This is a genomic window from Melaminivora jejuensis (assembly GCF_017811175.1).
GTDB lineage: Bacteria > Pseudomonadota > Gammaproteobacteria > Burkholderiales > Burkholderiaceae_C > Melaminivora > Melaminivora jejuensis.
The window spans coordinates 1,893,683-1,906,899 of sequence record NZ_JACWIJ010000002.1; the positions used below are offsets into that span (position 1 = coordinate 1,893,683).

General features: G+C 66.6%; 9 protein-coding genes and 1 pseudogene. 9 read left to right on the top strand and 1 reads right to left on the bottom strand.

Annotated features, from left to right (window positions below):
* Positions 1–3: 3 nt before the first annotated feature.
* The gene (locus tag IDM45_RS09005; RefSeq protein WP_209422538.1) at positions 4–1,440 is read right to left on the bottom strand and encodes an NAD-dependent succinate-semialdehyde dehydrogenase; all 1,437 of its coding nucleotides are present in this window, start codon (positions 1,438–1,440) and stop codon (positions 4–6) included.
* A gap of 180 nt (positions 1,441–1,620) precedes the next feature.
* Here IDM45_RS09005 and IDM45_RS09010 point away from each other — a divergent pair.
* The 9 genes and pseudogenes from IDM45_RS09010 to IDM45_RS09050 all read left to right on the top strand — a co-directional run bounded on the left by IDM45_RS09010 (position 1,621) and on the right by IDM45_RS09050 (position 13,204).
* Positions 1,621–2,495, top strand: a pseudogene (locus tag IDM45_RS09010) (branched-chain amino acid ABC transporter permease).
* Positions 2,496–2,498: 3 nt separating this feature from the next.
* Positions 2,499–3,575, top strand: a complete 1,077-nt coding sequence (locus tag IDM45_RS09015; RefSeq protein ID WP_209422539.1) for a branched-chain amino acid ABC transporter permease — start codon at positions 2,499–2,501, stop codon at positions 3,573–3,575.
* A 28-nt stretch (positions 3,576–3,603) separates the two neighbouring features.
* Complete coding sequence (locus tag IDM45_RS09020) at positions 3,604–4,440, top strand: ABC transporter ATP-binding protein (RefSeq protein ID WP_209424064.1); 837 nt, start codon at positions 3,604–3,606, stop codon at positions 4,438–4,440.
* Positions 4,437–5,246, top strand: a complete 810-nt coding sequence (locus IDM45_RS09025; protein ID WP_209422540.1) for an ABC transporter ATP-binding protein — start codon at positions 4,437–4,439, stop codon at positions 5,244–5,246. The genes IDM45_RS09020 and IDM45_RS09025 overlap by 4 nt, the downstream gene beginning before the upstream one ends.
* Positions 5,247–5,250: 4 nt before the next feature.
* The gene (locus IDM45_RS09030; RefSeq protein ID WP_209422541.1) at positions 5,251–7,113 is read left to right on the top strand and encodes an AMP-dependent synthetase/ligase; all 1,863 of its coding nucleotides are present in this window, start codon (positions 5,251–5,253) and stop codon (positions 7,111–7,113) included.
* Positions 7,114–7,205: 92 nt separating this feature from the next.
* Positions 7,206–8,372: an ABC transporter substrate-binding protein gene (locus IDM45_RS09035; protein ID WP_209422542.1), complete on the top strand. Its 1,167-nt coding sequence runs from the start codon at positions 7,206–7,208 to the stop codon at positions 8,370–8,372.
* Between the two features lie 165 nt (positions 8,373–8,537).
* Positions 8,538–9,704, top strand: a complete 1,167-nt coding sequence (locus tag IDM45_RS09040) for an acyl-CoA dehydrogenase family protein (RefSeq protein ID WP_209422543.1) — start codon at positions 8,538–8,540, stop codon at positions 9,702–9,704.
* 92 nt (positions 9,705–9,796) lie between these two features.
* Positions 9,797–11,002: an acetyl-CoA C-acetyltransferase gene (locus IDM45_RS09045; protein WP_209422544.1), complete on the top strand. Its 1,206-nt coding sequence runs from the start codon at positions 9,797–9,799 to the stop codon at positions 11,000–11,002.
* Positions 11,003–11,032: 30 nt separating this feature from the next.
* Positions 11,033–13,204: a 3-hydroxyacyl-CoA dehydrogenase NAD-binding domain-containing protein gene (locus IDM45_RS09050; protein WP_209422545.1), complete on the top strand. Its 2,172-nt coding sequence runs from the start codon at positions 11,033–11,035 to the stop codon at positions 13,202–13,204.
* The last annotated feature ends 13 nt before the right edge of the window (positions 13,205–13,217 follow it).

Genomic DNA, 13,217 nt, shown 5'->3' on the forward strand with positions numbered 1-13,217 from the left:
AAATCACATGGGGGTGATGGAGATCGCCCGCGTGTTCAGGCAGGCCTCGACGGCCTCGGGGCCGCCCTCGGAGCCGTAGCCTGAGTCCTTGAGGCCGCCAAAGGGCAGTTCGGCGCTGGGCGTGGCCGGCTGATTGACCCACAACATGCCGACCTCGACCTGCTGCGCCAGCTGATGCGCGTCCTTGAGCGAGCGCGTGAAGGCATAAGCCGCCAGGCCATAGGGCAGGCGGTTGGCCTCGGCGATGGCGTCAGACAGATCGGTGAAGCCGCGCACGGCGGCCACCGGGCCGAAGGGTTCCTCGTTGAAGATGCGCGCCGACAGCGGCACGTCGTCGAGCACCGTGGGCGCAAAGAAGTTGCCCGCGCCACTCAATGCCTCACCACCCGTGGTGACCCGGGCGCCCTGCTGGCGCGCATCGCCCAGGAAGTCCTGCATGGCCGCCACCCGGCGCGCATTGGCCAGCGGCCCCATGCGCGTGCCTTCCTGCAGGCCATCGCCCACCTTCAGGCCCTCGGCATGGCGCGTGAGCGCAGCGACAAACTCGGCGCGCACACTCTCATGCACCAGAAAGCGCGTGGGCGCGATGCACACCTGGCCGGCATTGCGGAACTTGGCACCCGCCGACGCCTTGACGGCCAGTTGCACGTCGGCATCCTGGCAGACGATGACCGGGGCGTGGCCGCCCAGCTCCATGGTCACGCGCTTCATGTGCTGGCCGGCCAGGGCGGCAAGCTGCTTGCCGACCACAGTCGAGCCGGTGAAGGTCACCTTCTTGACGATGGGGTGCGGGATCAGGTAGCCGGAGATCTCCGCCGGCGTGCCATAGACCAGGTTGACCACGCCGGGTGGCAGGCCGGCGTCGGCAAAGGCGCGCACCAGCTCCGCCGGGCTGGCCGGGGTTTCCTCGGGCGCCTTGACGATGACCGCGCAGCCCGCCGCCAGCGCCGCGCCCAGCTTGCGCACCACCTGGTTGATGGGGAAGTTCCACGGCGTGAAGGCGGCGACCACGCCCACCGGGTCTTTCAGCACCAGCTGCTGCACAGCCGGGTTGCGCGCCGGCACGATGCGGCCATAGACGCGCTGGCCCTCGTCGGCAAACCACTCGATGATGTCGGCGGCAGCAGCGGCCTCGCCGCGCGCCTCGATGAGCGGCTTGCCCTGCTCCTGCGTCATCAGTGCGCCGATGGCACCGGCGCGCTCGCGCATCAGGGCGGCGGCGCGGCGCATGATGCGCGCGCGCTCCACGGCGGCCATGGCGCGCCAGGTCTCGAAGCCCTTTTGCGCCGAGGCCAGCGCCAGATCCAGGTCGGCGATGGCGGCGTGCGCCACGCAGCCAATTTCCTGCCCGGTGGCGGGGTTGTGGACGGCCAGGGTGCGGCCATCACGGGCGTCCTGCCACTGGCCATCGATGAAAAGTCGGGTGTCGGGGTAGGTCATGCGAGTCTCCTTGGGGGTGAATGGAAGCGATGAAGGGGATGGCGAGGGGATGGCGGCACGGCAGGGCCGGCATTCATGACACAGGCATTTTCAGGGTAAGTCCCGAATACGGATCGGCGCTCCCCAAGGCACCATTATTTATGCAAAGCAATCGCTTTGTATAAATATGCAGGAGAGCTTGTGCAATTCGTCCAACTGCTGGTCAGCGGCATCGCTCAGGGGTGCATCTACGGGCTGATCGCGCTGGGGTTCGTGCTCATCTACAAGGCCACCGAGACCGTCAGTTTCGCCCAGGGCGAGCTGATGATGCTGGGGGCGTTTGCCGGCCTGGTGGTGATGCAGGTGCTGGGCATGCCGTTCTGGGTAGCCGTGGTGGCCAGCATCATCGCCGTGGCGCTGTTCGGCGTATTGCTTGAGCGCGTGGTCATACGGCCCATTCTGGGGCAGCCGGCATTCTCCATCGTCATGCTGACCATCGGCATCGGCTATGTATTGCGCGGCGCCATCACCATGATTCCGGGCTTTGGCACCGAGACCCACGCCCTGCCAGTGCCCTACAAGGATCAGGTGGTGCAGATGGGCACGCTGGTACTGGCCGCCGAGCAGCTGGTGGTCATCGCCGCCTCGGCTGTGCTGTGCGCGCTGCTGTACGCCATGTTCCGCTTCACCCGGCTGGGCGTGGCCATGCAGGCGGCGTCGCAGAACCAGCTCGCCGCCTACTACATGGGCATCCCGGTGCAGCGCCTCAACGGCATGGTCTGGGGCCTAGCGGCAGCGGTGGCGGCGCTGGCCGGCCTGCTGCTGGCGCCCATCACCTTCGTTCACGCCAACATGGGCTTCATCGGACTCAAGGCCTTTCCCGCCGCCGTGGTGGGGGCTTTGGTAGCCTGCCGGGGGCCATCGTCGGCGGTCTCATCATCGGCGTGATCGAATCGCTGTCGGGCTTTTACCTGCCCGAAGGCTTCAAGGACATCGCCGCCTACATCGTGGTGCTGCTGATGCTCATGGTCAAACCCAATGGTCTGTTCGGCGAAAAGCTGCGCAAGAAAGTCTGAGCGATGCGCTACATCTTCAAGACCAGCTACGCGCAGGACATCCGCCTGGCCAAGCACGGCGGGCACATCTTCTGGTACAGCCTGCTGGGCCTGGCCCTGGTCGCCGCGCCCTGGCTGGCACCCGAGTACTGGCTGGCCCAGCTGACCTTCGTGCTGATCTACGCCATTGCCGGCCTGGGGCTGATGCTGCTGGCGGGCTTCACCGGGCAGTTCTCGCTGGGGCACGCAGCCTTTCTGGGCGTGGGCGCCTACACGCAGGTGGTACTCACCGGCATGGGCTGGCCGTTCCTGCTGTCGCTGGCCTGCGGCGCGGCGCTGTCGGCTGCCGTGGGCGTGGTCGTGGGCCTGCCGGCGCTGCGCGTCAAGGGCATCTACCTGGGCATCGCCACGCTGGCCTTCGGCTTCATTGTCGAGGAGGTGTTCGCGCGCTGGGAGTCGGTCACCGGCGGCAATGCCGGTAAGTCGGTCGCAGCGCCGCAACTGCTGGGCTACACGCTGGAGAGCACCGAGGCGTTCTACTTCCTGTGCCTGGCGCTGGCCGTGGCCTGCACGCTGGCCATCCTGAACCTGCTGCGCTCGCCCACGGGCCGGGCCTTCGTCGCCATCCGCGACTCGGAGATCTCGGCGCAGAGCATGGGCATCCACCTGGCCTGGTACAAGACGCTGTCGTTCGCCCTATCTGCCGCGCTGGCCGGCATTGCCGGCGCGCTGTACGCGCACAAGATGCAGTTCATCTCGCCGGATCAGTTCAGCATCCTGCAGTCCATCGACCTGCTGCTGATGATCGTCATCGGCGGCCTGGGCTCGGTACACGGGGCCTTCCTGGGCGCTGCCTTCCTGATCCTGATGCCGCAGATGATCTCCCTGGGCAAGGACGTGCTGCCCGAAGCCATCGGCCAGGCGCCCGGCCTGCAGGCCGTGGTCTATGGCGCGGTGCTGATCGCCTTCGTGCTGTTCGAGCCCATGGGCCTGTATGGCCGCTGGCTCAAGGTGCGCACCTGGCTGCAGCTGTTTCCCTTCTACCGCAAGGGCATGTTCAAGCGGCAAAAGAGCTTCCAGAAATCGGAGCGCCTGAAATGAGCACGGCCATGAATGCAGCCCATGCCCCCTGCCCGCCGACGTGCTGCTTGGCGCACGCAATCTGAGCGTGCGCTTCGGCGGCCTGCTGGCGGTGAGCGACGTCAGCTTCGACGTGCGCCGCGGCGAGGTCTTCACGCTGATCGGCCCCAATGGCGCCGGCAAGACCACGGTGTTCAACCTGATCAGCCGCATCTACCAGCCCACCAGCGGCGCCATCCGCTACGCCGGCCCGGCGGGCGAGCTGGCGCTGACCGAGCAGCCCGCGCACCGGGTGGCCGGCCTGGGTATTGCGCGCACCTTCCAGAACATCGAGCTGTTCGAGCACGCCAGCGTGCTGCACAACCTGCTGATCGGGCGGCACACGCGGCGCGAGACCGGACTCCTGGCCGACATGTTCTTCACGCCGCGCGTGCGCGCCGCCGAGCTGCGGGCGCGCGAGAAGGCCGAGGAAATCATCGACTTCCTGGACTTGCAGCACTATCGCGACACTTTGATCGCCGGCCTGCCCTACGGCGTGCGCAAGGTGGTTGAGATGGCGCGCGCGCTGTGTACCGAGCCGCAGTTGCTGCTGCTCGATGAGCCATCGTCCGGCCTGAACGTGGAGGAAACCGACGACATGGCCTTCTGGATCCAGGACATCCGCGACGAGCTGGGCATCACGGTGCTGATGGTCGAGCACGACATGTCGCTGGTCTCGCGCGTATCCGACCGGGTGCTGGCCATGAACCAGGGCCAGGTGCTGGCCATGGGAACGCCGCACGAGGTGCAGACGCATCCCGGCGTCGTCGAGGCCTACCTGGGCACCATCGACGACGTGAGCAGCCTGCGCCGCACCGACGCCGCCGGCCTGGAGGTGCGCGCATGAATACCGCCGTGCAGACCCACGCCAGTGCAGCCGCCAGCGCACCCATCCTGCGCCTGCAGAACATCGAAAGCAGCTACGGCCCCATCAAGGCCATTCGCGGCGTCAGCCTGCAGGTGCGCCGTGGCGAGATCGCCACCGTGCTGGGCAGCAACGGCGCCGGCAAAACCACCATCCTGAAGACCATCTCCGGCATCATCGACCCGCGCAAGGGCAGCGTGCAACTGCACGGCCAGGACATCACCGCACACGACCCGGCAGCCATCGTGCGCCGTGGCCTGTCGCACGTGCCCGAGGGGCGCGAGGTGTTTCCGTTGCTGTCAGTGCGCGACAACCTGCTCATGGGTGCCTACACGCGAGCCGACCGCGACGCCGTGGCGCACGACATGGAAACGGTGTACGGCTACTTCCCCATCCTGCGCGAGCGCCAGAGTCAGGACGCGGGCCTGCTGTCGGGCGGCCAACAGCAGATGCTGGCGATCTCGCGCGCCCTCATGGCCAAGCCCGAGCTGATCCTGCTCGACGAACCCAGCCTGGGCCTGTCGCCGCGCCTGACCAAGGAGATCTTCGAGATCGTCGTGCGCATCAACCGTGAGCGCGGCACCACCATCCTCCTGGTCGAGCAGAACGCCAACATGGCGCTGAACGCCTCGGACTATGGCTATGTGCTGGAAAACGGCCGCATCGTCATGGAAGACAGCTGCGCCGCGCTGCGCGAGAAGGACGACATCAAGGAGTTCTACCTCGGCATGAAGGAAAGCAGCGTGCGCGGCGAGCGGCGCTGGAAGAAAAAGAAAACCTGGAGGTAAGCCGATGTCCAACCTTTGGGATCTCTCCCGCATCCAACCGCAACCGGACAGCGTGCTGGCCGGCGACACCATCCCGGCCATGTTCTGGAATGCCGTGCGTGAACGCGGCCCGCGCGTGTGGCTGCGCGAGAAAAAGCTCGGCATCTGGCAAAGCTGGAGCTGGAGCCGCGTCGGCGAGGCCGTGCGCGAGATTGCCGGCGGCCTGATGGCGCTGGGCTTTGCGCCGGGCGAGTGCGCCTCCATCCTGTCCAACACCAACGTCGAATGGGTGCTGACCGACCTGGCCGTGCTGTCGTGCGCCGGCGTGGCCAACGGCATCTACCCGACCGACGCCGCGCCGCAGGTGCATTACCTGTGCCAGGACTCGGCCACGCGCGTGCTGTTCGTCGAGGACGACGAGCAACTGGACAAGGCACTGGAGGTGCGCGGGCAGTTGCCGCTGCTGCGCACCATCGTGGTCTTCGACATGGAGGGCCTGCGCGGGTTGCACGACGAGCACATCATCAGCCTGGCCGACCTGCGCGCCCTGGGCCGCGAGTGGAACGCCGCACACCCACAGGAAATCGAGCAGCGCATCGCCGCCCTGCAGCCAGACGACACTGCCATCCTGGTCTATACCTCGGGCACCACCGGCAAGCCCAAGGGCGCCATGCACAGCCACAGCGCGCTGGCCTATACGGCGCGCGGCTTCAACACGCTGATCGCGCGCAGCGCGGACGACGAAGCCATGTGCTTCCTACCGCTGTGCCACATCGCCGAGCGCATGGGCGGCGAGTATTTCTCGCTCTACACCGGCTGCAAGCTCAATTTTGTCGAGAACCCCGACACCGTGCCCGAGAACGTGCGCGAGATCGCGCCCACCGTGTTCACCGCCGTGCCGCGCGTGTGGGAGAAGTTCTACTCCGGCGTCATGATCGCCCTCAAGGAATCCAGCCGCGTGCAGCAGGCCGCCTACGCCTGGGCCATCGGCGTGGGCATGAAGATTGCCGACCGGGTGCTGGCCGGCCAAAGCGTGCCGGCCACCCTGAAAGCGCAATTCCACCTGGCGCGCTGGCTGGTGCTGGGCAATGTGCGCAAGCTGATCGGCATCCACCGCGCACGCTTCCTGGTCACCGGCGCGGCGCCGATCTCGCCCGAACTCATCAAGTGGTATCTGGCGCTGGGCGTGCCCATGCTGGAGGTCTGGGGCATGACCGAGACCTGCGGCGCCTCCACTGGCATGGTGGCCGCGCGCATCAAGCCCGGCTCCATCGGCCCGGCGACCAGCTTCAACCAGGTGCGGCTCGATCCCGAGACCGGAGAAATCCAGGTCAAGGGGCCGAACGTCTTCAAGGGCTATCTGAACCTGCCGGACAAGACCGCCGAGACCTTCACCCAGGATGGCTGGCTGCGCACCGGCGACGTCGGCACGGTGGACGCCGAAGGCTACTACCGCATCACCGACCGGATGAAGGACATCATCATCACCGCCGGCGGCAAGAACATTACGCCCAGCGAGCTGGAAAACGAGCTGAAATTCAGCCCCTACATCACCGACGCAGTGGTCATCGGCGACCAGCGAGCCTACCTCACGGTGATCATCATGATCGACCAGGAGAACGTCGAGAAATACGCGCAGGATCACGACGTGCCGTTCTCCAACTACGCCAGCCTCACGCGCGCACCCGAGGTGCAGGCGCTGATCCAGAGCGTCATCGACGAGGTGAACAAGAAGTTCGCCCGCGTCGAGCAGATCAAGAAGTTCTTCCTGCTCGACACCCAGCTCACCGCCGAGGACGAAGAGCTGACCCCGACCATGAAGCTCAAGCGCAAACTGGTGCAGACCAAGTACGCGCCACAGATCGAAGCCATGTACGGATCGGGCTAGCCGGCAGGGATAGTGCCGATGGCCGGCGCACCGCAGCAGCCTATAAACCCGACAAATAGACCCGACAAGCCACAACCACAGGAGACAAGCGCATGAAATTCCATCTTCTTGCCACAGCCGCCGCCCTGGCCTGCGCGGCCACGGGGGCCTGGGCACAGGCGCAGCAGGGCGTCACCAAGGACACCCTCACGGTGGGCACCATCCAGGATCTGTCCGGCCCGCTGGCGGGCTTTGGCAAGCAGGCGCGCAACGGCATGTTGCTGCGCGTGGACGAGGCCAACGAGCAAGGCGGCATCAACGGCCGCAAGGTGGTCTTCAAGTCCGAGGACTCGGGCTACGACCCCAAGCGCGCCGTGCTGGCGGCGCAGAAGCTGGTCAACCAGGACAAGGTCTTCGCCATGGTCGGCCACATCGGCACGGCAGCCAACGTGGCCACCTTCGGGGTGCTGTTTCCCAAGAAGGTCATCAACTTCTACCCACTGACCGGGGCGCGCGAGATGTTCGAGGAGCCCAACATGCGCCTCAAGTACGCCTTCTCCGTGCCCTACTACGACCAGGCGCGCACGGCCACGCCGCGCCTGGTCAAGGAAAAGGGCGCCAAGAAGGTCTGCACCATCTACCAGGACGACGAGTTCGGCCTGGAGGTCATGCGCGGCGCCGAGGAGGGCCTCAAGAGCATCGGCATGGAGCTGGCCGAGAAAACCACCTACAAGCGCGGCGCGACCGATTTTTCCTCGCAGGTGGCCAGGATGAAGGCCGCCAATTGCGACTTCGTGGTGCTGGGCACGGTGATCCGCGAGACCATCGGCACCATAGGCGAATCGCGCAAGACGGGCTTTTCCCCGACCTTCCTGGGCACCACCGCCGCCTACACCGACCTGATCCACAAGCTGGGCGGCAAGGCCATGGACGGCCTGTACGCCACCATGGCGATCCAGGTGCCCTACCTGGACGACACCTCGCAGCCCATCCGCTTCTGGGCCAACAAGTACAAGACCAAGTTCAACGAAGACCCCGGCGTGTTCTCGGTCTATGGCTACCAGATCATGGACAACTTCCTCCAGGGCGCGCAGCGCGCCGGCGCCAGCCTGAGCACCGACAGCTTCATCAAGGCCATGGACAGCGCGCCCATCGAGCCCGACATGTTCGGCAGCGACACCCTCAGGTTCAGCGCCACCCAGCGCCTGGGCACCGATCGCTCGCGCCTGTCGCAGATCCAGGATGGGCGCTGGAAGGTGGTCTCGGACTACTTCAACTGACCCCGGCCAGGCCACGCCTGCCACTGCCGAAACCGCCTGCGGGCGGTTTTTTCATGCTCGAAAACACTGCCCACAAGATGCTGCAACAGTGGCAGAATTTCAGCAAGCATTTGCTTTTCAAAATCCCTTTTGCCATCGCCACCCCTGCCACTGCCGAGTCCAGCCATGATCGAACGCACCCTTTTGCAGCCTGAGCACCAAGCCTTTGCCGACAGCTTTCGCCGCTTCCTCGACAAGGAAATCGCGCCCCACCACGCCCAGTGGGAAGACCAGGGTTACGTTGACCGCGAGGTCTGGCGCAAGGCCGGCGCCAACGGTTTTCTGTGCATGACCATGCCCGAGGAGTACGGCGGCGCCGGCGCCGACAAGGGCTACTCCATCGCCCAGATGGAGGAGATCGCCCGCGCCGGCACGACCGGCATCGGCTTCGGCCTGCACAGCGAGATCGTCGCGCCGTACATCCTGCACTACGGCACCGAGGAGCAAAAGCGCAAGTACCTGCCGCAGCTGGCCGACGGCAGCATGGTCGGCGCCATCGCCATGAGCGAGCCCGGCGCCGGCAGCGACCTGCAGGGCGTCAAGACCACGGCGGCCTTGAGCGCCGACGGCAGCCACTACCTGCTCAATGGCAGCAAGACCTTCATCACCAACGGCTGGCACGCCGACCTGGTCATCGTCGTCGCCAAGACCGACCCCAGCGCCGGCGCCAAGGGCACCAGCTTGCTACTGGTCGAGCGCGGCATGGAGGGTTTCGAGAAGGGCCAGCGCCTGAAGAAAGCCGGCATGAAGGCGCAGGACACCTCCGAGCTGTTCTTCAACAACGTGCGCGTGCCGGCAGAGAACCTGCTGGGCGGCCCGGCCATGCAGGGCAAGGGCTTCATCTGCCTGATGGAGCAGCTGCCCTGGGAGCGCCTGCAGATCGCCATCTCGGCGGTAGCCGCCGCGCAGGCGGCCATCGACTGGACGGTGGATTACGTCAAGGAGCGCAAGGTCTTCGGCCAGCCGGTGGCGGCCTTCCAGAACACGCGCTTCACCCTGGCCGAGCTGCAGACCGAGGTGCAGGTGGCGCGCGTCTTCGTGGACAAGTGCTGCGAGCTGATCCTGCAAGGCAAGCTCGACACCGCCACGGCCAGCATGGCCAAGTACTGGACCAGCGACCTGCAGTTCAAGGTCATGGACGAGTGCGTGCAGCTCTTTGGCGGCTACGGCTACATGTGGGAATACCCCATCACCCGCGCCTGGGCCGACGCACGCGTGCAGCGCATCTACGGCGGCACCAACGAGATCATGAAAGAAGTCATCACCCGCAGCATGGGCCTGGGCGGACGCTGAGGCCGGCTATTTTCAAACTCATTTATTGATAGCTGCCAGCGCTTGCCCAGAGCCACTTTCAAGCCAATTTGACCTAAAAAGGAGATCATTCCATGACCCATGCCTATGTATTCGACGCCCTGCGCACGCCGCGCGGCAAGGGCAAGAAGGACGGCAGCCTGCACGAAGTCAAGCCCATCGACCTGCTGGCCGGCCTGCTGGGCGAGTTGCAGCGGCGCCACGACCTGGACACCGCGCAGGTGGACGATGTGGTCATGGGCATCGTCTCGCCCATTGGCGAGCAGGGCTCGGTGCTGCCCAAGATCGCCGCGCTCAAGGCCGGCTGGGACTGGCGCTGCGCCGGCGTGCAGGTCAACCGCTTTTGTGCCTCGGGCCTGGAGGCGGTGAACCTGGCGGCGCAAAAGGTCGCCAGCGGCTGGGAGGATTTGGTCGTTGCCGGCGGCGTGGAGAGCATGAGCCGCGTGCCCATCGGCGCCGATGGCGGCGCCTGGGCGCAAGACCCCGCCACCAACTTGCAGACCATGTTCGTGCCCCAGGGCATTGGCGCCGACCTGATCGCCACGCTGGACGGCTACACGCGCACCGACGTCGATGCCTTTGCCTTGGAGTCGCAGCGCCGCGCCGCTGCCGCACGCGCTGCCGGGCACTTCAAGCGCTCGGTGGTGCCGGTGCGCGACTTCCTCGGCCAGGTCATCCTGGAGGAGGACGAATTCATCAAGCCGCAGACCACCGTGGAGACCCTGGCCGGCCTCAAGCCCTCGTTCGCCCAGCTGGGCGGCATGGGTTTTGATGCCGTGGCGCTGCGCCGCTATCCGCAGGTCGAGGCCATCGACCATGTGCATCACGCCGGCAACTCCTCGGGCATCGTCGATGGCGCCGCTGCCGTGCTGATCGGCAACGAGGCGGCGGCCAAGGCACAGAACCTGACACCGCGCGCACGCATCGTCGCCACCGCCGTGAGCGGAGCCGATCCGACCATCATGCTCACCGGCCCCATGCCGGCCACGCTCAAGGCGCTGGCGCGCGCCGGCATGACGGTTGACCAGATCGACCTGTTCGAGGTCAACGAAGCCTTTGCCGCCGTGCCCATGCGCTTCATGAAAGAGCTGGGCGTGCCGCACGAGAAGGTGAACGTCAACGGCGGGGCGATTGCCATGGGCCACCCGCTGGGCGCCACCGGCGCCATGCTGCTGGGCACGCTGGTCGATGAACTGCACCGGCGCAGCCTGCGCTACGGCCTGATCACCCTGTGCGTGGGCGGCGGCATGGGCATCGCCACGATCGTGGAACGCATCTGACGCAACTGCTGAGCTGAAAAAGACACCGACATGCAAACCATCCGCTACGAACTCATCCCCGCACAGGGCGCAGACGGCCAGGTCGCCCTGATCACCTTCGACGAGCAGGGCTCGCCGGTCAACACCATGTGCGAGCAGTGGCAGGCTGACCTGGGAGAGGCCACTGCGCGCGTGCTGGCCGACCGCCAGCAGCTGGGCCAGGCCCTCAAGGGCATCGTGCTGGCCTCGGCCAAGAGCAGCTTCTTTGCCGGTGCCGACCTCAAGGCCACCATGCGCCTGACGCCAGCCGATGCGCCCACGGTGTTTGCGCGCATCGAGGCCATGAAAAAGAACTTCCGCCAGCTTGAGACGCTGGGCATCCCGGTGGTCGCCTGCCTCAACGGCACGGCCCTGGGCGGCGGCTGGGAGGTGGCGCTGATCGCCCACCACCGCATCGCCGTGAACGACAGGAAAATCCAGTTCGGCCTGCCCGAAGTCACCCTGGGCCTGCTGCCCGGCGCCACCGGCATCACCAAGATGACGCGCCTGCTGGGCCTGCTGGGCGCGCAGCCGTTCATCCTGGAGGGCAAGACCTTCGGCCCCGCCGAGGCGCACAAGCTGGGCCTGGTACACGAACTGGTCGATTCGCAGGACGCACTGCTGCCGCGCGCGCTGGCGCACATCGCCGCGCAGCCGACGGCCCAGCAACCCTGGGACGCCAAGGACTATCGTGTGCCCGGCGGCACGCCCAGCAACCCCAAGATCGCCGGCGCCCTGGTCGTGGCCCCGGCCATGCTCGGCAAGACCACGCGCGGGCGCTACCCGGCCCCCGAGGCCGCCCTGTCGGCCATGGTCGAGGGCGCGATGGTGGACTACGACACGGCGCTGCGCATCGAGAGCCGCTACCTGGCGCGCCTGATGACCACGCCGGTGGCGCACAACATGATCAACACCTTCTTCTTCGACCTGAACGCCATCCGGGCGGGCAAGTCGCGGCCAGCGGGTGTGGCGCGCTTCAAGCCAGCCAAGGTGGGCATCCTGGGCGCCGGCATGATGGGCGCGGGCATCGCCTGGGCGCAAGCCAGCCGAGGCATCGAGACGGTGCTCAAGGACGTGAGCCAGGACAAAGCGGACAAGGGCCGGGCCTACAGCGAAAAGCTTGCGGCCAAGCGCGTGGAAAAGGGCCGCATGGCACCCGAGGCCGCGCAGGAGCTGCTGGCGCGCATCAAGCCGACGGCCAGCGCCGCCGATCTGGCCGGCTGCGAACTGATCATCGAAGCTGTGTTCGAGAGCCGCGACCTCAAGGCCCAGGTCACGCGCGAGGCCGAGCCGCAGCTGGCCGAAGGCGGCTTCTTTGCCAGCAACACCTCGACCCTGCCCATCAGCGGCCTGGCGCAGGCCAGCAGCCGACCGGAAAAATTCATCGGCATCCATTTCTTCAGCCCCGTGGACAAGATGAAGCTGGTGGAGATCATCCGCGGCCAGCAGACCGACGACGAGACCGTGGCGCGCGCCTTCGACTGCGTGCAGGCGCTGGGCAAGATTCCCATCGTGGTCAACGACTCGCGGGGCTTCTACACCAGCCGCACCTTCGGCACCTTCGTCATGGAGGGCGCGGCCATGCTCAGCGAGGGCATCCCTGCCGCCGTGATCGAGAACGCCGCCATGCAGGCCGGAATGCCCGTGGGGCCGCTGGCGGTGCTCGACGAAACCGCCCTCACCCTGAGCGTCCACGTCATGGAGCAGACCCGCGCCGACTTCGCCGCCGAGGGCAAGGCCTACGAGGCGACGCCCGGCCAGTTGCTGGTCGAGCGCATGGTCAAGGAGCACCAGCGCCCGGGCCGCGCCGGCGGGGGCGGCTTCTACGACTATCCTCAAGGCGGCAGGAAGCACCTGTGGCCGCGCCTGCGCGAGTTGTTCGAGAAACCCGAAGTCGCGTGGGACGTGCAGGACATCCAGGATCGCCTGCTGTACCGCCAGGCCATCGAGACTGCGCGCTGCCTGGCCGAGGGCGTGCTGACCAGCGTGCATGACGCCAACATCGGCTCGATTTTCGGCATCGGCTTCCCGGCCTGGACGGGTGGGGCCATGCAGTTCATCTATGGCACGGGGGTGGATGCCTTCCTGCACCGGGCCGATGCGCTGGCGGCGCAGCATGGCGCGGGTTTTGCGCTGGACGCCAGGACACGCGAGGCCATCCGGGCACATCAGCCCCGGTACTGAACGCTAAGCGCCT

Coding starts and splice junctions, on each gene's coding strand:
- IDM45_RS09005 (WP_209422538.1), bottom strand. CDS start 1,440: ATGACCTACCCCGACACCCGACTTTTCATCGATGGCCAGTGGCAGGAC.
- IDM45_RS09015 (WP_209422539.1), top strand. CDS start 2,499: ATGCGCTACATCTTCAAGACCAGCTACGCGCAGGACATCCGCCTGGCC.
- IDM45_RS09025 (WP_209422540.1), top strand. CDS start 4,437: ATGAATACCGCCGTGCAGACCCACGCCAGTGCAGCCGCCAGCGCACCC.
- IDM45_RS09030 (WP_209422541.1), top strand. CDS start 5,251: ATGTCCAACCTTTGGGATCTCTCCCGCATCCAACCGCAACCGGACAGC.
- IDM45_RS09035 (WP_209422542.1), top strand. CDS start 7,206: ATGAAATTCCATCTTCTTGCCACAGCCGCCGCCCTGGCCTGCGCGGCC.
- IDM45_RS09040 (WP_209422543.1), top strand. CDS start 8,538: ATGATCGAACGCACCCTTTTGCAGCCTGAGCACCAAGCCTTTGCCGAC.
- IDM45_RS09045 (WP_209422544.1), top strand. CDS start 9,797: ATGACCCATGCCTATGTATTCGACGCCCTGCGCACGCCGCGCGGCAAG.
- IDM45_RS09050 (WP_209422545.1), top strand. CDS start 11,033: ATGCAAACCATCCGCTACGAACTCATCCCCGCACAGGGCGCAGACGGC.